This window comes from Roseovarius sp. Pro17, from assembly GCF_035599575.1.
Lineage (GTDB): Bacteria > Pseudomonadota > Alphaproteobacteria > Rhodobacterales > Rhodobacteraceae > Roseovarius.
Genome location: NZ_CP141179.1, coordinates 3,701,434 through 3,723,950 on the forward strand (window position 1 = coordinate 3,701,434; position 22,517 = coordinate 3,723,950).

The 22,517-nt window shown below is 61.4% G+C and carries 22 protein-coding genes; 7 read left to right on the top strand and 15 right to left on the bottom strand.

Annotation, left to right across the window (positions count from 1 at the left end; genetic code table 11):
* Positions 1-11 precede the first annotated feature (11 nt).
* Together rho and hemJ are read right to left on the bottom strand one after the other, a co-directional pair.
* Positions 12-1,283, bottom strand: a complete 1,272-nt coding sequence (gene rho / locus U3654_RS17885; RefSeq protein ID WP_324752881.1) for a transcription termination factor Rho — start codon at positions 1,281-1,283, stop codon at positions 12-14.
* A 119-nt stretch (positions 1,284-1,402) separates the two neighbouring features.
* On the bottom strand, positions 1,403-1,852 hold the full coding sequence (gene hemJ / locus U3654_RS17890) for a protoporphyrinogen oxidase HemJ (protein ID WP_324752882.1): 450 nt from the start codon (positions 1,850-1,852) through the stop codon (positions 1,403-1,405).
* 417 nt (positions 1,853-2,269) lie between these two features.
* Here hemJ and U3654_RS17895 point away from each other — a divergent pair, with 417 nt between their 5' ends.
* Genes U3654_RS17895 through dnaQ form a run of 4 tightly spaced genes read left to right on the top strand, consistent with a single transcriptional unit; the run spans position 2,270 to position 4,974 of the window.
* Positions 2,270-2,869: a Maf family protein gene (locus U3654_RS17895; protein ID WP_324752883.1), complete on the top strand. Its 600-nt coding sequence runs from the start codon at positions 2,270-2,272 to the stop codon at positions 2,867-2,869.
* Positions 2,866-3,699: a shikimate dehydrogenase gene (locus U3654_RS17900; RefSeq protein WP_324752884.1), complete on the top strand. Its 834-nt coding sequence runs from the start codon at positions 2,866-2,868 to the stop codon at positions 3,697-3,699. The genes U3654_RS17895 and U3654_RS17900 overlap by 4 nt, the downstream gene beginning before the upstream one ends.
* Positions 3,696-4,289, top strand: coding sequence for a dephospho-CoA kinase (gene coaE, locus U3654_RS17905; protein WP_324752885.1), 594 nt, complete (start codon positions 3,696-3,698; stop codon positions 4,287-4,289). Before U3654_RS17900 ends, coaE begins: the two co-directional genes overlap by 4 nt.
* Positions 4,282-4,974: a DNA polymerase III subunit epsilon gene (dnaQ, locus tag U3654_RS17910; RefSeq protein ID WP_324752886.1), complete on the top strand. Its 693-nt coding sequence runs from the start codon at positions 4,282-4,284 to the stop codon at positions 4,972-4,974. Before coaE ends, dnaQ begins: the two co-directional genes overlap by 8 nt.
* A 109-nt stretch (positions 4,975-5,083) precedes the next feature.
* Here dnaQ and secB read toward each other — a convergent pair whose 3' ends face one another.
* Together secB and U3654_RS17920 are read right to left on the bottom strand one after the other, a co-directional pair.
* Positions 5,084-5,587 (bottom strand): protein-export chaperone SecB, encoded by a 504-nt coding sequence (gene secB / locus U3654_RS17915; protein ID WP_324752887.1) that lies wholly within the window; start codon positions 5,585-5,587, stop codon positions 5,084-5,086.
* Positions 5,588-5,642: 55 nt separating this feature from the next.
* Entirely contained in the window at positions 5,643-6,113 is a 471-nt protein-coding gene (locus tag U3654_RS17920; RefSeq protein WP_324752888.1) for an FxsA family protein, read from the bottom strand.
* Positions 6,114-6,225: 112 nt separating this feature from the next.
* Here U3654_RS17920 and U3654_RS17925 point away from each other — a divergent pair, with 112 nt between their 5' ends.
* The 3 genes from U3654_RS17925 to U3654_RS17935 are packed head-to-tail and all read left to right on the top strand — an operon-like array spanning position 6,226 to position 8,500.
* Positions 6,226-6,876 (top strand): Tim44/TimA family putative adaptor protein, encoded by a 651-nt coding sequence (locus U3654_RS17925; protein ID WP_324752889.1) that lies wholly within the window; start codon positions 6,226-6,228, stop codon positions 6,874-6,876.
* Positions 6,873-7,907 (top strand): murein transglycosylase A, encoded by a 1,035-nt coding sequence (locus U3654_RS17930; protein WP_324752890.1) that lies wholly within the window; start codon positions 6,873-6,875, stop codon positions 7,905-7,907. Before U3654_RS17925 ends, U3654_RS17930 begins: the two co-directional genes overlap by 4 nt.
* Complete coding sequence (locus tag U3654_RS17935; RefSeq protein WP_324752891.1) at positions 7,907-8,500, top strand: Smr/MutS family protein; 594 nt, start codon at positions 7,907-7,909, stop codon at positions 8,498-8,500. The genes U3654_RS17930 and U3654_RS17935 overlap by 1 nt, the downstream gene beginning before the upstream one ends.
* On the opposite strand, the gene U3654_RS17940 is transcribed toward U3654_RS17935, so the two are convergent.
* The 11 genes from U3654_RS17940 to U3654_RS17990 all read right to left on the bottom strand — a co-directional run bounded on the left by U3654_RS17940 (position 8,483) and on the right by U3654_RS17990 (position 22,413).
* A complete protein-coding gene (locus U3654_RS17940) occupies positions 8,483-9,706 on the bottom strand; it encodes an MFS transporter (RefSeq protein ID WP_324752892.1) in 1,224 nt (407 codons plus the stop codon). The two genes, U3654_RS17935 and U3654_RS17940, sit on opposite strands and share 18 nt — an antisense overlap.
* Before the next feature lie 48 nt (positions 9,707-9,754).
* Positions 9,755-10,039, bottom strand: a complete 285-nt coding sequence (locus U3654_RS17945; protein WP_324752893.1) for a hypothetical protein — start codon at positions 10,037-10,039, stop codon at positions 9,755-9,757.
* 30 nt (positions 10,040-10,069) lie between these two features.
* The gene (gene hslU / locus U3654_RS17950; protein WP_324752894.1) at positions 10,070-11,380 is read right to left on the bottom strand and encodes an ATP-dependent protease ATPase subunit HslU; all 1,311 of its coding nucleotides are present in this window, start codon (positions 11,378-11,380) and stop codon (positions 10,070-10,072) included.
* Between the two features lie 18 nt (positions 11,381-11,398).
* On the bottom strand, positions 11,399-11,956 hold the full coding sequence (gene hslV, locus U3654_RS17955) for an ATP-dependent protease subunit HslV (protein ID WP_324752895.1): 558 nt from the start codon (positions 11,954-11,956) through the stop codon (positions 11,399-11,401).
* 124 nt (positions 11,957-12,080) lie between these two features.
* Complete coding sequence (gene trxA / locus U3654_RS17960; protein WP_416384604.1) at positions 12,081-12,428, bottom strand: thioredoxin; 348 nt, start codon at positions 12,426-12,428, stop codon at positions 12,081-12,083.
* A gap of 27 nt (positions 12,429-12,455) precedes the next feature.
* Positions 12,456-15,791 carry a double-strand break repair helicase AddA gene (addA, locus tag U3654_RS17965; RefSeq protein ID WP_324752897.1) on the bottom strand — a complete coding sequence of 1,112 codons (3,336 nt, stop codon included), beginning with the start codon at positions 15,789-15,791 and terminating at the stop codon, positions 12,456-12,458.
* On the bottom strand, positions 15,791-18,718 hold the full coding sequence (gene addB, locus U3654_RS17970; RefSeq protein ID WP_324752898.1) for a double-strand break repair protein AddB: 2,928 nt from the start codon (positions 18,716-18,718) through the stop codon (positions 15,791-15,793). The genes addA and addB overlap by 1 nt, the downstream gene beginning before the upstream one ends.
* A complete protein-coding gene (locus U3654_RS17975) occupies positions 18,711-19,400 on the bottom strand; it encodes a nucleotidyltransferase family protein (protein ID WP_324752899.1) in 690 nt (229 codons plus the stop codon). Before U3654_RS17975 ends, addB begins: the two co-directional genes overlap by 8 nt.
* Complete coding sequence (locus U3654_RS17980; protein ID WP_324752900.1) at positions 19,376-20,383, bottom strand: aminoglycoside phosphotransferase family protein; 1,008 nt, start codon at positions 20,381-20,383, stop codon at positions 19,376-19,378. The genes U3654_RS17975 and U3654_RS17980 overlap by 25 nt, the downstream gene beginning before the upstream one ends.
* Entirely contained in the window at positions 20,376-20,855 is a 480-nt protein-coding gene (gene tsaE, locus U3654_RS17985) for a tRNA (adenosine(37)-N6)-threonylcarbamoyltransferase complex ATPase subunit type 1 TsaE (RefSeq protein WP_324752901.1), read from the bottom strand. The genes U3654_RS17980 and tsaE overlap by 8 nt, the downstream gene beginning before the upstream one ends.
* Before the next feature lie 40 nt (positions 20,856-20,895).
* Complete coding sequence (locus U3654_RS17990; RefSeq protein ID WP_324752902.1) at positions 20,896-22,413, bottom strand: PAS-domain containing protein; 1,518 nt, start codon at positions 22,411-22,413, stop codon at positions 20,896-20,898.
* Positions 22,414-22,517 lie beyond the last annotated feature (104 nt).

Genomic DNA, 22,517 nt, shown 5'->3' on the forward strand with positions numbered 1-22,517 from the left:
TTAGTTTGACCTCAGGTATTCATCGAATCAAAGAATTCGGCATTTGTCTTGGTCTGTTTCAGCTTGGAAATCAAGAACTCGACGGCGTCCGTTGTGCCCATCGGATTAAGGATGCGGCGCAGCACGAATGTCTTTTGCAGGTCCAGCTTGTCGACCAGCAGCTCTTCCTTACGTGTGCCGGACTTGAGAATGTCGATGGCCGGGAACACGCGCTTGTCTGCAATCTTGCGATCCAGAACCAGCTCGGAGTTACCGGTGCCCTTGAATTCCTCAAAGATCACCTCGTCCATCCGGCTGCCAGTATCGATCAATGCGGTCGAGATAATGGTAAGCGATCCACCCTCTTCGATGTTACGTGCCGCACCAAAGAATCGCTTGGGCCTTTGCAGGGCATTCGCATCGACACCACCGGTCAGAACCTTACCGGAAGACGGAACGACAGTGTTGTATGCCCTACCAAGTCTTGTGATCGAATCCAGAAGGATAACTACATCTCGCTTATGTTCAACTAGGCGCTTGGCCTTTTCGATGACCATTTCTGCGACTGCAACGTGGCGCGTTGCGGGTTCGTCAAAGGTCGACGACACGACCTCACCCTTGACCGAGCGCTGCATGTCGGTGACCTCTTCGGGACGCTCGTCGATCAGCAGAACGATCAGATAGATCTCCGGGTGGTTGCGTTCGATGCTTGCTGCGATGTTTTGCAGGATCACCGTTTTACCCGTGCGCGGAGGGGCGACGATCAGCGACCGCTGGCCCTTACCGATGGGGGCAACCAGATCGATGATGCGAGCGGACTTGTCCTTGATGGTCGGATCGTCGATTTCAAGCGTCAGACGCTCATCGGGATAAAGCGGCGTCAGGTTGTCGAACGCGATCTTGTGACGCGCGCGCTCGGGATCCTCAAAGTTGATCTGCGTGACGCTGGTCAGGGCAAAATATCGCTCTGTATCGTCGGGCTGCTTCATCTCGCCGTCGATCGTATCGCCGGTACGTAGCGAAAAGCGACGGATCATGTCGGGTGAGACATAGATGTCGTCCGGACCCGGCAGATAATTTGCCTCGGGCGAGCGCAGAAAGCCAAAACCATCCTGCAAAACTTCGAGCACGCCGTCACCATGGACGATCCAGCCCTCTTCGGCCCGCTCTTTCAGGATCGAGAACATCATCTCGCCCTTGCGCATCGTCTGGGCGTTTTCGATCTCCAGTTCTTCGGCCATGGCCAGAAGGTCTTTGGCGGTGTGAGCCTTGAGTTCGGCCAGGTGCAAACGGTCTTCGGACATGGGAAACCTCGTGCGCGCCTTGGGCGCGGATCAATTCGAATCGGGAATGGAAAAGGCGTATCCCGGACGGGAGGCCTGCGCGCTGGATACAAGTGCGCCGCGCCCAAGTCAATCGCGCGTTAAAAGCGCAGCACAACAGAAAATACGATGACGATCATCGCGACGGTCGGCACCTCGTTCATCAGGCGGAACGTGCGGCCGCTGACGGTGCAGGTCCCCTGCGCCAACTCCCTGCGCCTAACACCTAGCCAGTGGTGAAACCAGGTCAGCCCCAACACTCCCCCAGCCTTGGTCCACGGCCAAACCGACGCCCAGTCGACGATACCCGGCGTCATCACCAGCATGAGGCCAAAAACCCAGGTCGCTATCATCGCAGGAGTCATGATCGCGCGCAGCAACTTACGCTCCATCACCTGAAATATCTCGTCGCGGCTGTCACCCGAACTGGACGCCTCAACGTGATAGACAAAAAGGCGGGGCAAATAGAACAGCCCTGCCATCCAGGCGATCACCGACACGATGTGCAGCGCTTTTGTCCAAGGGTAAATATCTGCGAGAAACTGGATCATGGGCACATCCTGTCTGTGTCAGCCTTACTAATAATAAAATAGAAATATAGAAAAGGATGATGATTAAGTAGGGACCAGCCCTTCCTGTGGATTATCGTGTCATCCACAGTTTCGACAACAGCTATTCATCATGTGGACTGTCTTGTGTATAGATCGAATGAGGTCGTGGCTCGAACCCTAAAAGGTTCAAAAAATGGGGTTTTTGAGACTAGTTCAGATACACTTCCACTCGATGCACCTATGGATAACCCCTCAGGGTGACCGATTCCTCCCGCTCTGGATTTCATACAATCCACCTAGGGATTTTATCGTTGGCACATGACTGGCGCATGGTGGTTTTCCCGGTGCCGGTGGTCCTGACGTCAAAATGGGGATATCTCGGGGGGATATGCCACCACTTGCCCTTGGGTTTTCCACATGACTGTCCGCATCATTCTAGCTTCGCAATCCGCTATTCGGCGCACATTGCTGCAAAACGCTGGTATTGCCTGCGAGGTTCAGCCGGCCCGCGTCGACGAAGAGGCGGTAAAATCTGCCCTTCTGGCCGAAGGGGCGCCGCCACGCGATGTCGCCGATGCTTTGGCTGAACTGAAAGCGCGCAAAATCAGCGAGCGGCATCGTGATGCACTGGTCATCGGTTGCGATCAGGTGCTGGCCATGGACAAGCGTATTCTGTCAAAGCCTGAAACGCCTGATCATGCCCGCGATCAACTGACAGCCATGCGTGGCAAAACGCATCGCCTGATGTCCGCTGCCGTGATTTGCCAGGGCGGCGCGCCGATCTGGCGGCACGTCGGTGTTGTGCAAATACAGATGCGTGATGTATCCAATGACTATCTTGATGATTACATAGCGCGCAACTGGGATAGCATCCGCAATTCCGTCGGCGCCTATAAACTGGAGGAAGAAGGCGTGCGGTTGATCCAGCGTATCACTGGCGATCATTTCCACGTCATGGGCCTGCCCTTGATCGAGGTGATCAGCTACCTCGCCGCGCGCGGGGAGCTTGAGACATGAGTGAGCATAAAATCCCCCTCGCCGGCGTGATCGGCACGCCGATCGCCCATTCTCGCTCGCCCCAGATCCATCGTCACTGGTTAAAGGTGCGCGGTCTGGCTGGGCATTATATTCCGATGAATGTCGCGTCCGAGGATCTCGAAACGGTCTTGCGTGCCTTGCCCAAGGCCGGATTTGTCGGGGTGAATGTCACGATTCCGCACAAGGAACGAGTGCTGGAAATCGCCGATCTGGTTACGGATCGCGCAACCCTGATCGGTGCCGCGAATACGCTGATTTTCCGCAAGGATGGCAAGATTCATGCCGATAATACAGATGGTTACGGATTCATCAAAAATTTGCAAAGCGCACCCTGCGACTGGACTGCCACCGCCGGCCCCGCTGCGGTTCTTGGCGCGGGCGGTGCATCGCGGGCGGTGATCGCAGCACTACTGGAGGCGGGTGTGCCAGAGTTGCTTCTGTCGAATCGCACGCGGGTGCGCGCAGACGCGCTGGCGCAGGAATTCGGCAAGCGGGTGCGGGTCTTTGACTGGGTGCAGGCGGGCAATATGCTGGAGTATGCGGCGACGGTTGTGAACACCACGTCGCAGGGTATGATCGGCAACCCGCCTCTGCGTGTGCCCCTGGACGGGCTGCAAAAGGGCGCGGTCGTCACCGATATCGTCTATGCCCCACTCAAGACAAGGCTGCTGGAAGTGGCCGAAGAGATGGGTTGTCATACTGTCGACGGTCTTGGAATGTTGCTGCATCAGGCTGTGCCAGGTTTCGAGCGCTGGTTTGGCGAGCGTCCCGAGGTCGATAGCGCCACCCGCGCCGCTGCCCTCAGATGACCTTTGTTCTGGGCCTCACTGGCTCCATCGGGATGGGTAAATCGACGACTGCCCAAATGTTCGCGGATCTCGGCTGCGCCGTTTGGGATGCGGATGCTGCGGTGCATCGCCTCTATGCACCGGGCGGTGCTGCTGTAAGGCCAATTGCAGCGGAATTCCCAGACGCGATCGAGGATGGTGGCGTTTCGCGGGCGGCGCTCAAACGGATTATCGCTGCGGATGAAACCGCCTTAGCCCGGATCGAGACCATCGTTCATCCACTGGTCGCTGCGGACCGACGGACGTTTTTAGCCAGAACAGAGACTGATATCGCGGTTCTGGACATCCCACTACTCTTTGAGAACGGGTATGACGCGGCGATGGACGCAACGGTTTGCGTCACTGCCCCATCAGACATTCAGCGTGCGCGTGTTTTGGAGCGCCGGACGATGAGCGAGGCGCAGTTGGATGCCATTATCGCCAAGCAGATGCCGGACGCGGAAAAGCGCGCCCGTGCGACGTGGATCATCACGACCGACACGCTTGAACATGCCCGCACGCAGGTGCAGGCTGTGGTCGACGCCATCAGGAAAGACGCCACCCATGCGTGAGATCGTTTTAGATACCGAAACCACCGGATTTGAACCTGAACAAGGCGACCGGATTGTCGAGATCGGCGGTGTCGAGCTGCTCAATCACATGCCGACGGGCCGCACATATCATCAATATATCGATCCTAAACGCGCCATGCCCGAAGATGCCTTCAAGGTGCATGGTCTGGGCGACGATTTCCTGCGTGGCAAGCCGGTCTTTGCCGAAATTGCCGACGCCTTTCTGGAATTTATCGGCGACGCCAAGCTGGTGATTCACAATGCCGCCTTCGACATGAAATTCCTCAACGCCGAGCTGCGTTGGCTGAATAAGGCGCAGCTCCCGTGGGAGCAGGCCATTGATACGCTGGCCATCGCGCGCAAGAAATTTCCCGGCTCGCCTGCGTCCCTGGATGCGTTGTGTCGTCGGTTCAATATCGACAATGGCGCGCGCACGCTACACGGCGCGCTGCTGGACTCGGAAATTCTGGCCGAAGTCTATCTGGAATTGATCGGCGGTCGTCAGCCCGGACTGATCTTGGGTCAAACTCAGAGCCAAACAGGCGGTGCAGAGACGCAAGGCGCGTGGCGCCCCTCCCCGCGTCCTGCACCCCTGCCCGCGCGGCTGACCGATGACGAGGCTGCCGCGCATGAGGCGTTCGTGAAGACGCTGGGCGATGCGCCGCTATGGCGCAGGATGTCTTAGAGCGTTTCGCGAAAAGCCTGAGACTCAGCTTTCCGCGAAGTGTAGTGCAACGATTATATCTCACGCTGCACTTCGAAATATCCCTGTAGCAGAAATACCCCGAACCGATTTAGGCGGTGCCGCTGGGCTGCTGCTCCTGGTCCGCCTGACGGCGGGCAATCTCGTTGCGGTAGATCGCGACGAAATCGATGTTCTCCATGTTCAGCGGCGGAAAGCCCCCGTCGCGGGTGACATCTGACACGATCCGGCGAAAGAACGGGAACATGATGCGCGGGCATTCGATCATCAGGAAGGGATGCAGCTGATCCTCGGGTACGTTCTCGACGTGAAAGACACCGGCGTATTCCAGTTCCAGCAGGAACAGATCATCCTCTGTTTCCTTGTTTTTCGAGTTGATGCGCAGCTTGGCAATCACTTCATACTGATGCTCGGCGCTGCGCTTTTTCGCATCCAAATTGACGTTGACCGTTACATCGGGATGGACCTCGCCGCCCGCGCCACGCTGGGCGAGGATGTTTTCAAACGACAGGTCGCGCACGAACTGCGTGAGAACCTGCATTTTTATCTGGGGTTGCTGCTCGCCGCTATCGGCGCCGTTTTCCTGCTCGGCCATCGTCATCTCCTGAATATGTGTTTGCCGGGTGGTCTATCAGGTCGGCGGATGCGCCTCAATCCCTGGTCCATCCCGACGGATCGCGCGGCTCGCCCGCTGGCGGCACCTCGACAAATTCGCCCTCGATTGTCGTAGCATCATGCGTGCGCTGCGGGCCGGCAGTGGTGCCAAAGCTTTGGACCTTAACCCGCTTGCGCAGATAGGCGAACGCGGCCCGCCGAAACGGCGGTGTCAGCAGGGCGAACCCCAGCGCATCAGTGAAAAAACCCGGTGTCACCAGTAGAACGCCTGCGATCAGAATCATCGCGCCGTGGGCCAACGCCTCTGTCGGATCGCCTTGCTGCGAGAACGAGCCGCGCAATTCATTTAGCGCCAGCGCGCCTTGGGTGCGCACTAGCCATGTGCCGAGGATCGCGGTCAGAATCACGATGGCCAGCGTCGGCCACAGCCCGATCAGCCCGCCGACCTGAATAAAAAGGCCGATTTCGACAATCGGGATGATCATGAATGCAATGAGTAGCCACATCGGGGTCTTATCCTTCGGGTTTGCTGCGCGCCAAGGTGGACTTGGACAGCCACGACCCCTACATAAGATCGCAAGTAAGCATATTTCAACGTTTTGCCGTCATGAGGTGTCCATGAACTCGCCCATTCTGCAGCTTTTGGTGCTGGCAGGCATCGCTGTTTTCCTGATTTTGCGGCTGAGAAGCGTGCTGGGCACGCGTGACGGTCATGAACCGTCGCGCGAGGTGCAGGGCCCCACGACTCAACGCCCCCATAATCTGGAGGTGATTGAGGGCGGTCCTGACCGCGATATCACCGATCACGTTCCCGAAGACAGCGAATCAGCCGCTGCATTGGCCGAGATGAAGCGCGCTGAGCCTTCTTTTGGTGTCGGTGATTTCCTGAGCGGCGCGCGCGGCGCCTATGAGATGATCCTGATGGCGTTCGAGCGCGGTGAGATGGACAAGGTCAAAGATTTCCTGTCCCCCGACGTCTATGCATCCTTCTGCGAGGTCGTGGCTATTCGCGAGGAAAAGGGCCTGACCATCGAGGCCGAGTTCATTGGCATCCGCGATATGACCCTGTCCAACGCCAGCTTTGAGGACGGCGCCGCCGAGATAACCGTCAAGTTCGTGGGCGAACTGGTGTCAGTCGTGCGCGACAAGGACGGCGACGTGATCGAGGGCGAGCCGGGCAAGGCCAAGCGCCAGAAAGATATCTGGACGTTTGAGCGGATAATGGGCGCTGACGATCCCAATTGGCGGCTCGTCGCGACAGGCGAATGATCAAGGCGGCAATTGCCGCGATCACGCTGGCGGTGCCGTGGATCGGTACCGCAGCCGCTGGCGAGGCCCGCTATGATATCCTCAACTTCGCCGATCTTCAGGGTTGGGGAGAGGACGATCACGCCGCCGCGCTGCGTGTCTTTAACGATACATGCCCCGATATGGATGACGTCGATTGGCGCGCTCTTTGTGCGCTGGCCCAGCAAAAGCCGGGCGCGCGCGACTTCTTTGAGCTGTTCTTTCGCCCGGTTCTAATTACCGAAGGCCGGCCCGCGCTATTCACCGGCTATTTCGAGCCTGAGTTGAACGGTGCGCTGCGCCGTAGCGGGCGCTATCGTTACCCTCTCTACCGCGAGCCACCGGAATCGAAGGCAATTGATCCTTGGCTCGACCGGCGCGATATCCAGACCGGTGATACCATGAAAAACCGTGGGCTGGAGATTGCCTGGGTCGACGATCCGGTCGAGCTGTTTTTCCTGCAGATTCAAGGATCTGGCCGTATTCGCCTGACCGATGGGCGCACGATCCGCGTCGGCTATGGCGGTTCTAACGGGCATGAATACCGCTCAATCGGGGCCGAATTGGTGCGCCGCGGAATCTACAATATCCATCAGGTGTCTGCCGAGGTCATCAAGAATTGGGTGCGCCGCAATCCCGAGGACGGGGCCGAACTGCTGCTGCACAATCCGTCCTATGTCTTTTTCCGACGGATTGACGATCTAAAGCCCGAGAGCGGCCCGCGCGGTGCGATGAACCGCTCCATCACGACAGGAAGGTCGGTCGCGATTGACCCCGAGTTCGTCCCGCTGGGCGCGCCTGTTTGGGTCGAAAAGGACGGCGTCGATCCGGTGCATCGGTTGATGATCGCGCAGGATACCGGTTCGGCGATCAAGGGCGCCCAGCGTGCCGACCTTTTCATGGGCACCGGCGATGAGGCGGGCCGCGTCGCCGGGCGCATGCGCGATCCGGGCCGGATGCTGGTGCTGATGCCAATCCAGCGCGCTTATGCGCTGGCACCGGACGCGATCTGATGAGCCGACGACGCCTGCGACCTGATGAGCTGGACCTGTGGCGGCAGGTTGCCCGCACCGCTGAGCCACTGAACCCAGCGCAACCACGCCCCAAGCCTGCGCCCGCCGGTAAGCCCACTCTGGAACGCCCGGAGCCCAGCAGGCCCGAGCCTATTCAGCCCTTCGCGCTGGGGCAGAAATCGGCGCGTGGCGGTCCCGCCCATGACGTGCTGCCCGGTCTCACCGACCGTATGCAGGCCCAGCCCATCGCGATGGATCGCAAGGCCCACGGCAAACTCAAGCGCGGCAAGCTGGCCCCCGAGGCCCGTATCGACCTGCACGGCATGACGGTGGACCGCGCGCATAGCGCGCTCAGCGGCTTCATCCTGCGCGCGCATGGTCAGGGCAAGCGTCTGGTGCTGGTCATCACCGGCAAGGGGCGGCGCAGTGACGCAGATGGCCCGATCCCGGTGCGCCAAGGCGTTCTGCGCCACAATGTGCCTCATTGGCTCAGCATTCCACCACTTTCAGGCTTTGTGATGCAGGTGACGACCGCGCATAACCGCCACGGCGGTGGTGGCGCGTATTACGTTTATCTAAGGCGCCCGCGGTAGCAGCCATTTTGCCCGGTTGATGCCGACAAAGATCAGCGCAGTAGAGGCCACAAAGAAAAGCGCGATCCACAGGAACTGAGCCTCGATTCCGACGCCCAGATCAATCGCTACGCCGCAGATGCCCGGCCCGATGGCTGACCCCAGCACCATGACCGCCGCCGCCATCGCCTTGATCGAGCCGATATGGCGCGTGCCGTAGAATTCCGCCCAGAACGCGGAGGGCAGCGTGCTGTTCATGCCGGTATTGAGCCCCAGAAATAAGAAGCCCGCCAGCATCCCCCAGCTATCCTGCGCGACGGCGAAAAGGACGAAGGCTACGACCAATGGCAGTTGCATGAAGGGAATCAGGCGTGCGGTGCCGATCTTGTCCAGCGCCCAGCCGCTGAGTACCATCGCGCCGATACTGACGGCGGTGTAGAAGGGGAACATCGCAACCAACTCGACATGGGTCATCGACTTCACTTCTGCGATATGCACCTGAAGGAAAAAGAAGGCTGTGTTAAAGGCCGCCGGCCCCAGCAGCGCTGGAAACATGAACCAGAACAGCCAGTGACGAAACGTCTGGTTGCGGGTCCATTGCCGCGCCTCCATCCCGAGGCTTTGATCCGATTGCCCAAGGCTTTGTGGTGTGCGTTCCCGCCGCAGCAGCAAGAGCAGCGCCGGCGCGCCCAGCAGCGCGATCGCTGCCGCGATCAGCCACAGCAGATGCCAATCCATCACTAGCATCAGCGCGACGAACAGGATCGGCAGCACTGCCTCGCCCAAAGAAAAGCCCAGCTTTGCCACCGACAATGCCTTGCCCCGTGCGGCGATGAACCAGCGCGCCATTGCGACGACGGCGATATGATTACTCATCCCCTGACCAGCGAACCGCAGCGCAAAGATGACGATGGGTAAGAGCCACCAGACAGGATTAAGCGCCATTGCGATGCAAGCCAGCGCCAGCATGGCAAGGACAATCGCGCCCAAGGCCCGGACGCGAAAGATATCCGTCAGGCCACCTGCCCACACCATGACGATGGCCGACGCAGTTGTGCCCAGCGAATAGATCCCGCCCCACGCCCCATGGCTGAGGTTGAACACCTCGCGGATTTCACCTGCAAAGATCGAGATGAAGAAGGTTTGCCCAAAGCTGCTGAGAAACGTCAGCAAGACGCCGGCGGACAGCCAGCGGGCGTTGTCGCGCAGGAAGCGAAAGGTATTCATCCCCCCTTCTGTTCCTGTTTTACGTGCGAAGGAAAGCGGAAACGCCGATCAGCGATCCTGCCAGTTCCGATACCGTATGACCAATTCGGATTCGCAGATCTTGAACAAGACGAAAAAGGCCAGCGCCGCGGCGCCCAAGACGAGAATCTGAAGCAACTGCACCAAGGCCCCCTGCTCTACCGCCAGCCATCCATGTTTGCGAATGAAGGCCAGATTGGCCATGCTCAGATGCAGAAGGTTGTAAGTCGCAAAGCCAAAGATCACCAGTGAGAGACCGGCGATCGCGAATACGGCGATTCCGGGATAGCGAGATATCTGAAACAGCCTTTTCATCACCAGACCCAATTCCGACCTTGCGCCGGTTTATAGCACGTAGCGCGACAGATCGGTGGATTTCACCAGTTCGCCCAGGTTCTTGTCAACAAAGGCCTGATCTACGGTCACAGCCTCACCCGCACGATCTGGCGCGTTGAAGCTGAGCTCCTCAAACACCCGCTCCATCACCGTATAAAGGCGCCGCGCGCCAATGTTTTCGACCGATGAATTCACCTCGGCGGCGATATGCGCGAGGGCCCTGATGCCGTCTTCGGTAAAGTCGACGGTCACCTCTTCGGTGCCCATCAGGGCAGTGTATTGACGTGTCAGGGCGTTGTCGGTTTCCGTCAGGATGCGCACGAAATCCTCTTCGGTCAGCGCGCGCAGTTCGACCCGGATGGGCAGGCGACCCTGAAGTTCGGGCAGCAGGTCCGACGGCTTGGCGATGTGGAACGCGCCCGATGCGATGAAAAGGATGTGATCGGTTTTCACGGCGCCGTATTTGGTGCTGACGCTGGTGCCTTCGATCAGTGGCAGCAGGTCGCGCTGAACGCCCTCGCGGCTGACCTCGCCGCCGCGGGCGTCGTTTCGCGCGCAGACCTTGTCGATCTCGTCGAGGAAAACGATGCCGTTCTGCTCGACCGCTTCCAGCGCGGCGCGGTTGACTGTTTCGTCGTCCAATAGCTTGTCGGCCTCTTCGCCGATCAAAATATCGTAGCTGTCGGCGACGGTCGTCTTGCGCTTTACCGTGCGCCCGCCGAACGCCTTGCCGAAGATATCGCCGAGGTTCATCATCCCCATCTGACCGCCTCCGGGCTGGCCGGGAATGTCCATCATTCCCATCGGGTTCGAGTTGTCGGCGACGTCGAGTTCGATGATCGTATCGTCCAGCTCGCCTGATTTCAGCTTCTTGCGGAACAAGTCGCGCGTTCCTTCGCGGGCATCCTCGCCGGCGATGGCGGTGATGACGCGTTCCTCGGCGGCGGTGCGGGCGGCAGCGGTGACATCCTCGCGCATCTGCTCGCGGATCATGGCGACGGCGCTATCCATCAGATCGCGAATGATCTGCTCGACGTCGCGGCCGACATAGCCGACCTCGGTGAATTTCGTCGCCTCAATCTTGATAAAGGGCGCGCGGGCAAGTTTCGCGAGGCGGCGGCTGATCTCGGTCTTGCCGACGCCGGTGGGGCCGATCATCAGGATGTTCTTGGGATAAACCTCATCGCGAAGATCTGCGCTTAGCTGCCTGCGCCGCCACCGGCTACGCAGTGCGACGGCGACGGCACGCTTGGCGTCCTTTTGCCCAATGATAAAGCGATCCAACTCGCTGACGATTTCGCGGGGGGTGAGGTCGGTCATAGGGATCCTTTCGACGGCTTACTTGCTGATCGTCTCAACCGTCAGGTTGCCATTGGTGTAGACACATATGTCGGCGGCAATAGCCATGGCGGCGCGCGCGATTGCCTCGGCATCCCGGTCCGTGTCCATCATGGCGCGCGCGGCGGCGAGGGCGTAATTGCCACCCGATCCGATCGCCGTCACGTCGTGCTCGGGCTCTAGCACGTCGCCTGCACCCGTGATGACCAGCAGATCGCTGCCATCGGTGACAATCAGCATAGCCTCCAGTTTTTGCAGGTATTTATCTGTGCGCCAATCCTTGGCCAGTTCGACGCTGGCGCGCTGGAGTTGTCCGGGGGTCGCCTCCAGCTTGGATTCCAGCCGCTCAAGCAGGGTAAAGGCATCGGCGGTGGACCCGGCAAAGCCTGCGACCACGTCAAAGCCGCCGGGGCTAAGGCGGCGCACCTTGCGCGCAGTGCCTTTGATCACGGTCTGGCCCAGACTGACCTGACCGTCGCCCGCGATTACCACCTCGCCTCCCTTGCGCACACCGATGATGGTGGTGCCGTGCCAGCCGGGGAATTGATCGCTTGCCATGCTCGTCGCTCCTCGTGTCTTTGCGCCTATATGGAAGCGCTGCCGCCTAAGCGCAAGTTTTCGCGGCGCCAGCAAAAAGGGCGCCGGATGGGGCGCCCTCTGATACATTCAGCGGCCAGCGGCCTCAGATCGCGTCTTCGATCCATTTTTGCAGCGCGGCCTTAGGCTTGGCGCCCGAGAGGTTTGAAACCACTTCGCCGTCCTTAAAGATGAATAGCGCTGGGATCCCGCGCACACCCAGACTGGTTGCCATGCTCTGATTGCTGTCGATGTCGACCTTGACCACCTTGACCTTGCCCTCCATTTCGCTGGAGATTTCTTCCAGAGCCGGGCCGATCTGCTTGCAGGGTCCGCACCATTCTGCCCAGAAATCCACCACGACGGGGATGTCGGAATTCTTCACTTCGGCGTCGAACGTCTCGTCTGTGACGGCTACGGTTGCCATTGCATTCTCCTGCGTTTGGGTTCCCAGAATACCTAAGTAGCGTGACCGCAGAGGTCAAGTTGCAGCAGCACGCCCCAGCGCAGTTGACACAAGATCGTGCGGCAGCGCCATAAGGGTGGCGGTGCGGGTCCACAGGATCGCCGTATCAATGCGCCGATCCGGATAGACCTGCGCGGCCATCGCGGCATAGGCACCCATTTGACGCAGCAGGCCCTCGGGGCAGGCGTCCAGCGTGTCGGGTACCACCGCGTTTGATTTGAAATCGACGATCAGGGCGGCACCGTCAGTCAGAATTAGCCGGTCGATCACACCATAAAGACGGCCAAGCTCTGGCAGATCGGCGGTGATACCCACCTCAGGAAGCGCGCCTGCGCCCCAAAGCGGCGCCAGCGGCGCGGCCAATATGGTATTCGCCGCCTCAGCCAGCAACTCATCCAGATCGAGCGCTAGGGGCAGGATGCGCGCGGCGGCGGCGTGCCAGTCGGCTTCGGGCAGGGTGGGCAGGAATTCGAGCAGCGCATGGATTTGGCTGCCGCGCAGCTTGGCCGCATCCTCGTCCTGACCGGGATCGCCGGGCAGCGCCTTGGCGCCGCCTAGGTCCGAGGGGCTGAGCGGAGCGGGCGCGTCGACCTGAATGGGGGCCTGTCTGTGGAAAAACGGGGCGAGGGGGGCGATTTGCTGCACCTCTTGCGGCGGCTTGGTCAATGTGGCGGATGTCCAGTCGCCCCGTTCCAGTCGCAGTCCATCACCGCCGTTAACCCTGTGCGGCAGCGCGCCCATGCGCGTCAGGCCAGCGTTGATTTTCTCATACCAGCTTTCGCCCTTGTCGCCCGGATCCTTGGCAGAGGCGACGATCAGCCACTTTTCGGCGCGGGTCATCGCGACATAGAGCAGGCGATCACGCTCGGCGCTCTGAGCTACTTTGATCCGGTCGATCACATTGCTTTGCGCGTCGGGCATCACGCCGGACTTGGCCCGCCACAGGGGCACTCCGCCCACGTCCAGCACTTGCGCGCGCACGTCATTCTTGCGCTTGCCCGTCTCGGGCAGGATCACGATCGGCGCTTCCAGCCCCTTGGCGCCATGCACGGTCATCACGCGGATGCGGTCGCCAGCCGCATCCATCTGGCGCTTGATCTCGAGGTCGTCGGTTTCCAGCCAGACCAGAAAGCCGGTGAGGCTATCGACCGCCTTCTGCTCATAGGCCAGCGCCTGAGACAAGAGCGCGTCGATGCCATCCTCGGCCTCGGCCCCGAGCCGGGCCAGAATGCGGCGTCGCCCGTCATGGCGCGTCAGGATCCGCTCGATCAGATCATAGGGGCGCAGGTAGTCCGCCTGCCCGCGCAAATCATCCAGAATCTCCATCGTGGCGGGAAATTCCGATGCCCGATTGCGCAACACCTCCCAAAGGTATTTTCGCCCGCGCCCCTGCGCCAGATCGTATAGCTGCGCCTCATCCCAGCCCAACAATGGCGAGCGCAGGGCGATTGCCAATGATAGATCGTCCTCGGGAGTCGACAGAAACGACAGGACCGCTGCCAGATCTTTGACCGCCAACTCGGCGGCGACCTTCATCCGGTCGGCGCCCGCGATGGGCAGATCGCGGGTTTTGCAGGCGCTGATGATCTCGTGAAAGATGTCGCTGCGCGATTGCACGAGGATCAGGAAGTCGCCCGCGTGAACAGGACGCATCCCATCTTTGTCCGGGATTGGCTGACCCGACCCGATCATATGCGCGATCGTGTCGGCGATCTGCGCGGCCAGGACGACGCTGGGATCGTCCTGAGCCTTGACGTCGACGGGCAAGTGCCATGGCGGCGTCTCGGGCGTCTCAAGCTCGGGGTTCACAGGCCACAGATCGACGCGGCCCGGCATATCGGGCCGGAAGGAAATGTGGCTCTGATCCGGGGTAAAGCCCGAATCTTCGAGTCCTCGAAAGGTGGCATCGACCACGTCCAGTATCGCACTGGACGAGCGGAACGAGTGTTCCAGCCGCTGACTTTGCAGCGGTGTTCCAGCGGCATCCAGACGCTCGGCAAAGTCGCGCTGCATCCGGTCAAACTCGCGCGGATCGGCGCCTTGGAACGAATAGATCGACTGCTTCTTGTCCCCGACTACAAAGATCGTGCGCTGCACATCGGGTCGCGCTCCCATCCCTGCGGTGAATTCCTGCGCGAGGCGGTCAATCACCTGCCATTGCACCGGGCTGGTATCTTGTGCCTCGTCGACCAGAATATGATCGATCCCGCCATCGAGCCGGAACAGCACCCAAGCCGCCACGTCCGAGCGGGTCAGCAACGCGCGGGCGCGCACGATCAGATCGTCGAAATCCAGCCAGCCGCGCAACTGCTTGGCCTTAGCATAGGCGGGCAGGAATACTTGCGCGAAATCTTGAAGCGCAACGCTCAGCTGCGTTGCTTGCAGTGCCAAGCGCTTGGGGCGGGCATCCTCGACGCGCTGCATCCATGCGTCAATCAGGTCCACCGTCTGGCCTAGCGCGGCGCGTGTCGGTTTCGTTGGAAACCGGCTGGATACCGTGAAGGGCGCCTTGCTGCCGGGTCCGGTCAAGAAGGCGCTTTCGAGGATCGCCAGGGCGTCGAAACCCAGCGAAGAGATGCGGCGCAGCTTGTCTGCTGCTCTGTTATCCATTGGGCCACCAGCCGTCAATGCAGTCACTAATTGACCTAAAAGCGCCGTTTCGCCGCCAACAAACACATCCGCCTCAAGGCTGGCGCGCGTCACATCCGGCCACAGGCCCAGCGCATTTGCCATACCCGCTTCGGTCCAGGGCCGCTCGAACATTGGTGCGCGGCTGGCGATTTCCTGCGTCAGCTCGTCCAGCGTCTCGCCGGTATGGTGGCGCGCCAGCGCGGTCAGCTTGGCGGCGTGCGGGCCTGCCGCAATCTGTTCGACGATTTCGGCGCGCAGCAGTTTGGCTGTTCGCTCTTCCATTTCGACGAACTGCGGACTGACGCCGGCCTCAAGCGGGAAGCGCCGCAGGAGGGACGCACAGAACGAGTGGATCGTCTGGATTTTCAGCCCGCCGGGCGCCTCGATTGCGCGGGCGAACAGACGACGGGCATCGCGCAGCGCAGTGTCGTCCAGCACGCCCTCAATCCCCAGTTGGCGCAGCTCGCTGACCAGTTTGGCGCTGTCCAGCATTGCCCACTCACCCAGCCGGGCGAACAGACGGTTCTGCATCTCGCTGGCAGCGGCCTTGGTATAGGTCAGGCAGAGGATATGCTGCGGATCGACACCATCCAGCAGCAGCCGTGCGACCCTATCGGTCAGAACCCGCGTCTTGCCCGATCCGGCATTCGCGCTCAGCCATGTCGAGCGGTCCGGTCGCGCCGCCGCGATCTGGCGCAATGTTGCATCGTCGTGCTGCATCACGTCACCTCCTGTGGGGTGGCATCGTCGGTGATGTCCCATTCGCCGAACCGGGCCAGCTGATCGTAATCGCCAGCGTCTTTTTTGCCATGCGTTGCGCGGCGGGCGACATACCCCTGTCGCAGATCGCGGTAAGCGGTGATCAAATCGTGCAGACCTTGCCAAACCTTGTCCGCTGGTTCGTCCTTCAGTGGGGCCAGGACTTCGTCGGGCGCGGCGCCAAGGCCGATATAGACGGCGCGCGCCACCTCGGATGGGGCGAAGTCGCCAAAACCGGCGCGCTGGGCGATGGCAGCCTCCAGCAGAAGCTGCTTGTCGAAATGGGTCTGTTCTTTGGTCGACGGTGGCTTGCCGGTCTTGTAGTCGTAAATGTGCAGGAATCCGTGTTCGTCGATGTCGATGCGGTCTGCATGCGCAACGAGGGTAAAGCCGAGATCGGCCATCTGTGCCTGCCCGCGCGCCTCGAAGGCGATGGGCGTGGCCAGAACGCGCCGGGCCTGTTCAGTCTCGATGAACCAATCGGCGACACGCTCTAATCGGGCCAGCCACAGCGCGCGCGCCTCGGCCCATGGCACCTCGCGGGTCAGAACCTCTTCGGCGAGGGTCATGAGCGCGTCGCGCGTCAGCAGTTCGGGCGCAGTCACGCTGTCCCTGACGAAACGTTCCAGCACCTCGTGCAGGACGATACCGCGTAGCAACGCATCGGGCGCGCGCATCAGGGGGTCAAGGGGGCGCAGGCCCAAGACATGCTTGGCGTAGATCGCATAGGGATCGCGTATCAGCCGCTTAATTTCAGTCACTGAAAGGCGGTTTGGTCTCGCGTCCAAGGGCGGGCTGGGTGCGGGACGGGGCGCGGGTGCAACTGGCGTCACCGCCTCTAACTGCGCGGCACGGTTCAGCCACTCTTGCCCACGCTGGCGCATCGCGCACAGCGCATCATCACCGCCTTGCTGGGGCAGGCCCGACAGCAGATTCTGCATCCGGTTCAGCCATCGCGACACGACAGTCTCACTCTCGTCCGAGCGCAGGCTGCGGGTCAGCCAGACCTCGCCTGCCAGCACCGCCTGTTGGAAATCATGCGCAGCAAGGCCAATCCGCCGCTCGGGCAAGAGAAGCCCCGCCTGATGGCGCAATGCGCGGTTCAGCCAAGGGTCAGGCGATTGGGATTCGGGCCAACTGCCTTCGTTCAGACCCGCAAGGATCAGCATGTCGGCCCCCTGAACGCGCGCCTCGAGCGTGCCCCAGATGAGGACGCCCGAATGGGGCTGTGCGGCGCTGCGCACCTGCCCGCTGCGCAGGATGGCGGCAAAGAGCGCGGCGTAGTCGGTGGCGGTCATGTCGCCGCCATGCTGGGCCTCATCGTGGAGCAGCTCGCAGATTTCGCGCGCAGGCTTGCCCGCATCCTTCTGCCATAGCTCGCTGATGCGTTCGTCAGTACAGCCTTGCGCGATCGCCTCGGCGGCTCTCAGATGGCTGTCGACGCGCACGTCCAGCGCGATTGCGTCGGGCGCGTCCTGCGCCGTCAGGTAGCGACCGATCCAGTCAGCCCAATCTTTCGCCATAGGCTCGGTCTGCTTGGCGGCCCATTTGGCGATGTCGTCGGCCTGTGGAAATGGCGGGCCATGCCGGCGCAGATGCAACTCCAACTCGCGCGTCAGGCGCAGATGTGTGCCGCGTTCGCCGCCAGTATGGGTCAAAGGATGCTTGAGCAGGGTCAGAAGCGCCTCGGCGGTCAGGGGCCCCAATGCCAGCTCGGCAACATGACGCAAAAACCGGCCCGGAGGCGACAGATGCAGCGGGATGCCGGCGCTGTCGTCGGGAATGATGCCCCAGCGATCCAGCGCAGCAGCAACGCGGCGGGTCAGACTGCGGTCGGGCGTAATCAGCGCAGCGGTCTGGCCAGTTTCGGCCGCCTCGCGCAGGCGCATGGCGATGACCAGCGCCTCAATGCGGTGCGATGGTGCCTCGATTAGGGTGACGCCCTCCATCGCCTCGGGAATTCCCTTTAGCTTTGGCCCTTCGTCCAGCCATTGATCGGTAATAGGCGCGGGACGCAGCGCCAGCGAGACCAGTCGCGCACGCGCCTGGCTGGGTGGTTGCGCCCTTGTCCACCGTGGCACCTCACCGAGGTCGAGTGCCTTGCGAAGCGCCTGAAACCGATACTGCGGATGATCTTCGCTCAGCATCGCGTCGCCCATCGAGGCCCAGACGTGATCCGGTGTATCAAAATCATAGCCGGGCAGGATCACCGCGCCTTGCGGCAATTTTGCCACCGCCTGCATCAGCATTTGCGTCGTGCCGCGCGATCCAGTCGAGCCTGCCAGCAGCACCGGATGCTCAGGCGGCGCATCCTGCCAGCGCTGGATCATCCGCTCAACGACCTGCCGTTGACGCGCCTCAGTACCCGGCGCGCCGCGCCCATCGGTAAAGTGGCGCACGATGTTCAGAAATGCGCGGATGCGTTCCCAATGGCCGGATTGGTCACTGATATCGAGCCGGTCGACGACATCCGGTGATACGCCCTCGCCCTCCATCTCGTCCATCAGAGTCGCAAGGCTGCTGGCCAGATCGTAGAGCGCTGTGCGCGGTGCAAGGTCCGGTTGGCTGTCCAAAAGGGACGAGATCAGCTGGATCAGCTCCAGTCGCCGGCGCAGGGGCGGCGCAGGCGGCGCGATATCGGCCATGGTCCAGTCCTGGCCCAACTCGCCAACCAGCGAAATGCGTGGCATGAGACGCGCGGGTCCTTGCGACAGTATCGACTGAATGCGCCGCGCCATGCGCCGCGTGTTGACGATCAGATGCACGCGGCCCAGCGCTTCGGGTGGCTGGTCCTTGAGCCGCGCGACCATGCCGTCAATCAGTGCAGCCGGAAAGTCGACACCGGGCGGCAGGCCAAAGACGCGAGGGCGATCCTGCTGTTCAAACATCGCTGTTCTCCAGCATGTCTTCGGCTAATGTGATGCCGCCGGGATGGCCGACGTCGCACCATTTGCCGGGATAGGTCGTGCCAAAAAGCCGACCCTTCTTTAGCAGCTTGTCCCAGACGACATTCAGCGAAAATGCGCCTTCGGGCATGTCCTTCAACGCTTCGGTGCGGATGATTTGCGCGCCGGTATAAACCAGCCCTTGGCCGCGCGTAGCACACCCTGACGCGTCCAGCACAAAATCGCCCTTGCCGATATGGCCGATAGCCTGAGCGGGCGGCAAACAGAGCAGCAGCGCGTCCACATCCTCGCTCCACGCTTCGGCCAGTAGTTTCAGCGGGTTTGGCCCGCGCCAGACGGCATCTGTATTCATGGTGAAGACCGGCGAAGCCCCCAGCAGCGGCAGCGCCGCACGCAGCCCGCCGCCAGTGTCGAGGATATCGGGCGTCTCGTGCGAAACAGCGACGCTGCGACCGGCCAAATGCGCGGCAATCTGCTCGGCCATGTAGTGCGTATTAACCACGATGCGCGGCACGTCTGCGCCGGTCGCGATATCCAGCGCGTGATCGAGCAGGGCGCGTCCGGCGACCTCAATCAGCGGCTTGGGGCGATCTTGCGTCAGCGCCCCCATGCGCGTGCCGAATCCGGCAGCAAAGAGCATCAGTGCGTCGGGGGTGGTGCGCATCGGTTTTTCATGTCCTTTAGGAAATCGTCGGTGGGCGTGGGCAGTGTGTCGGTGATGAGTGGCATCAGATTTGCCAGCGCGGGATGGGCAAGATCATGCATCAGATGCGCCCAGACGCGCGGGATCAGATCGACATAATGCACCTTGCCATCCCGCAGGCACAGTCGGGCGAAAACACCCAAGATACGCAGATTTCGCTGCGCGCCCAGCACATGATAGGCGGCGTTGAAGGCGGCGGCATTCTGACCTGTGCGATCAATGTAATGGTTAAGCATTTCCGTCGCTAAGGCGGCCGGCACATCGCGACGCGCATCCTGCAAGAGCGAGACGAGGTCATAGGCTCGATGCCCGCGCATCGCGTCCTGAAAATCCAGCAGACCGACGCGCGCAACGCCGCTGCGCTCTGGCAGCCATAGCAGGTTCTCGGCGTGATAATCGCGCTGGATCAGAACACTGTCATCTGCATGATTCGCCAGCGCGGCGAGGATTGCCGCATGGGCCGCCGCACGGCGTACGCTGTCGGCGTCGCCCGCATACCACTCGAACGCCAGTGCGGCCTTGTCGGCCATCATGGCCGGATCGTAAGTGGACAGGTCCACAGGTAGCGGATGAGTGTGCAGATGGACCAGCACGTCAGTTGCGGCGCGGTAAAGCTGCGGTTCGATCTGCGGCTGGCGTGGGATGATCCGCGCAAAGAGATCATCACCCAGATCCTCCAGCAAAAGGAAGCCTTGGTTCGCGTCCTTGGCCAAAATGCGCGGCGCGCTCAGGCCCATGTCGGTGAGGTGGTGGGCGATGGCGACGAAGGGGCGCACGTCCTCGCCCCGCTCAGCGGGTGCGTCCATCAGCACAGCCGTTTCGCCGTCGCGTGTGATGCGCAGGTAGCGCCGGTTTGAAGCGTCCCCGGCCAACATGGCGATATCTGCGCCTGCCCAGTCGGTCCCTTGCAGGAACGTGCGCGCCAGAGTTATGCGATCAGCCATCCAGTGCCTCCTTCAGCCGTGCATCCCAATCGGCGCTCTTCCAAGACAGCGTCAAAACCCGCGCATCAGACACGGCGCCTGGGGTGAGCGAGACTGTCAGCGCCGTGGAGGGTGCCAGATCGCCCAGTCGGTCCGGCCATTCGATCAGGCAGATTGCGGTATCGAATGCGTCCGTCAGGCCCAGCTCGAACACCTCATTTGGGCCCGGCAATCGATAGAGGTCCGCGTGCCAGATCTCGCAGGCAGGCCCCGGATAAATCTGCACGAGCGTGTAGGTGGGTGACGGCACATCCTCGGGGCTGGGCAGCAGCGACTGGATCAGGCAGCGCGCAAAATGCGTCTTGCCAGCGCCGATATCACCGTGCAGCAGCAGCACGTCGCCCGCTCGCAAATGTGCGCCCAGACGCCGGGCAACGGCGCAAGTCTGATCGGGGCTGCCTGAGTGGAGTGTGCGTGTTGCAAGGCTGTGCATGACGCGACACTACACGCGCCGTCGCCGCCTGCAACCGGGATCAGCCAGCCGCCAGCTGCGCCGCTGGTTTTTGCGTTGTATCGACACGGTTGTGCAGCATCAGCATCCGTGAGCCGCCGGGCAGAACCTCGACCCGGTAAATTAGGATGTGGCCCGGAGCGATCTCGACCGTCTTGCGCAGGGGTCCGTCCTGCTGCCGCTGGCGCAGGCTGTCTTCGACCGTGGACCAGACAGCAGGGGCGGGCAACGCATCCTCGCAGGCACGCATCAGATCAGATACGGTCATGTCGGCAAAGCAGGTGTCCGGGTCGATCCCCAAAAGTCCGGTCGCGGCGGTGTTACAAAAGGCCAGCACGTTGTTCGGGCCGATCACCATCACCGCTTCTGGCAGGCTGTCGAGCGCGGATTGCCGCAAATCCACTTGCGAGCGAAAGCGCCGGGCCAGCATCACCTCGGCCGAGATATCCTCGAACAGGAAGGCAACTGCGCCGTCGGGATGGGGCCGGCCGGTGACGCGAAAGGTGACGTCATTTGGCAGCGACCATGTTTCTTGATAGAGGCCGCCCTCAGCAGCGTCGATCACGTCGCTGATCTGTGTGCGCCACGAGGCGTAACTGCGTGGTTCGGGCATGACGCGGCGATCACGCAGACAGTCGAAAAAGGCCATCAGGTCGGGCTGCCCGCTAAGGAATTCGGCCCCTAGGGACGTCAGATCCACCAGCGCCGGATTGAACAGCGCCAGCTTGCGGTTACGGTCGAACACGGCGAGGCCGATGGTGAGGTAAGCAAATGTCTTGGTTAGGGTCTGGACGAAATCCTTCTGCATCTTTTCGGCGCTCACCACCTTGGTGATATCAGTCGCGTGATAGAGCGCGCCCCAACGGTGGGAGGTCGTGTGCAGCTCGTACCAGCGCGGGCGCGCTTTGTCGTCGGGCACTACCGAAAATCGGGACGTGCGGCTTTCGCCAATTTCGGGCGCGGGGTTATCGCCCATATGCATGGTGGGGTCGAAGGCCGAGAGACACGCCGCGTTTTGCCACAGGATCGTGCCGTCGCTCGATGCCTTCCAGATCGGGTGCGGCGCACCCGCAAATGCCTCGGCAGTGTCGTCCATTCGTTCTTTGGCCACCAGCATCTCATGGCGTTCGGCAGGGCAGACGTGTGGCGGATCAATTAGCGCCACGCGTGCGCTACCTGCGCGTCGCGACAGGTGCAGCCGCGCGGTATCGTCGTCGCTGCAAGGTCGTGCCAGCAGCGGAGCGTTTTCGTTCAGATCGTTCAGGCTATCCGGCAGGTCGGCAAAGCGGGGCGACAGCCAGTCGCGCAGCTGGTGCCAAGATATCGCGTCATCCGCCGCGTCAGGCAATGCGCCGGCGTCGTGATCGAACATCAGATCGTCCTGAAAAAGATAACAGGCCGTATCGCCGGGCGGCGGCGCCATCGCCACGGCGCGCGGCGCACCGGATGCAAAGCGCCCGAGCAGCCAGAGGATGGCAAAGGAAACGGCCCCTGCAATAAGGGCCATTTGCAACCACAGCATCGGCGATGTCGCGTCCATGCGCGCGTTCCCTTCAATCCCTGTCAGAAAGTGAAGATTGCGCGACGGGTGGTTAACAGGCCGTTAAGCCTGTTCGTCAAGTTGGTATAAACCGAGAGTATTTG

Bases quoted from the DNA above. Each gene is read 5' to 3' on its own strand.
- rho (WP_324752881.1), bottom strand. From the start codon at position 1,283: ATGTCCGAAGACCGTTTGCACCTGGCCGAACTCAAGGCTCACACCGCC.
- hemJ (WP_324752882.1), bottom strand. From the start codon at position 1,852: ATGATCCAGTTTCTCGCAGATATTTACCCTTGGACAAAAGCGCTGCAC.
- U3654_RS17895 (WP_324752883.1), top strand. From the start codon at position 2,270: ATGACTGTCCGCATCATTCTAGCTTCGCAATCCGCTATTCGGCGCACA.
- U3654_RS17900 (WP_324752884.1), top strand. From the start codon at position 2,866: ATGAGTGAGCATAAAATCCCCCTCGCCGGCGTGATCGGCACGCCGATC.
- coaE (WP_324752885.1), top strand. From the start codon at position 3,696: ATGACCTTTGTTCTGGGCCTCACTGGCTCCATCGGGATGGGTAAATCG.
- dnaQ (WP_324752886.1), top strand. From the start codon at position 4,282: ATGCGTGAGATCGTTTTAGATACCGAAACCACCGGATTTGAACCTGAA.
- secB (WP_324752887.1), bottom strand. From the start codon at position 5,587: ATGGCCGAGCAGGAAAACGGCGCCGATAGCGGCGAGCAGCAACCCCAG.
- U3654_RS17920 (WP_324752888.1), bottom strand. From the start codon at position 6,113: ATGTGGCTACTCATTGCATTCATGATCATCCCGATTGTCGAAATCGGC.
- U3654_RS17925 (WP_324752889.1), top strand. From the start codon at position 6,226: ATGAACTCGCCCATTCTGCAGCTTTTGGTGCTGGCAGGCATCGCTGTT.
- U3654_RS17930 (WP_324752890.1), top strand. From the start codon at position 6,873: ATGATCAAGGCGGCAATTGCCGCGATCACGCTGGCGGTGCCGTGGATC.
- U3654_RS17935 (WP_324752891.1), top strand. From the start codon at position 7,907: ATGAGCCGACGACGCCTGCGACCTGATGAGCTGGACCTGTGGCGGCAG.
- U3654_RS17940 (WP_324752892.1), bottom strand. From the start codon at position 9,706: ATGAATACCTTTCGCTTCCTGCGCGACAACGCCCGCTGGCTGTCCGCC.
- U3654_RS17945 (WP_324752893.1), bottom strand. From the start codon at position 10,039: ATGAAAAGGCTGTTTCAGATATCTCGCTATCCCGGAATCGCCGTATTC.
- hslU (WP_324752894.1), bottom strand. From the start codon at position 11,380: ATGACCGACCTCACCCCCCGCGAAATCGTCAGCGAGTTGGATCGCTTT.
- hslV (WP_324752895.1), bottom strand. From the start codon at position 11,956: ATGGCAAGCGATCAATTCCCCGGCTGGCACGGCACCACCATCATCGGT.
- addA (WP_324752897.1), bottom strand. From the start codon at position 15,791: ATGCAGCACGACGATGCAACATTGCGCCAGATCGCGGCGGCGCGACCG.
- addB (WP_324752898.1), bottom strand. From the start codon at position 18,718: ATGTTTGAACAGCAGGATCGCCCTCGCGTCTTTGGCCTGCCGCCCGGT.
- U3654_RS17975 (WP_324752899.1), bottom strand. From the start codon at position 19,400: ATGCGCACCACCCCCGACGCACTGATGCTCTTTGCTGCCGGATTCGGC.
- U3654_RS17980 (WP_324752900.1), bottom strand. From the start codon at position 20,383: ATGGCTGATCGCATAACTCTGGCGCGCACGTTCCTGCAAGGGACCGAC.
- tsaE (WP_324752901.1), bottom strand. From the start codon at position 20,855: ATGCACAGCCTTGCAACACGCACACTCCACTCAGGCAGCCCCGATCAG.
- U3654_RS17990 (WP_324752902.1), bottom strand. From the start codon at position 22,413: ATGGACGCGACATCGCCGATGCTGTGGTTGCAAATGGCCCTTATTGCA.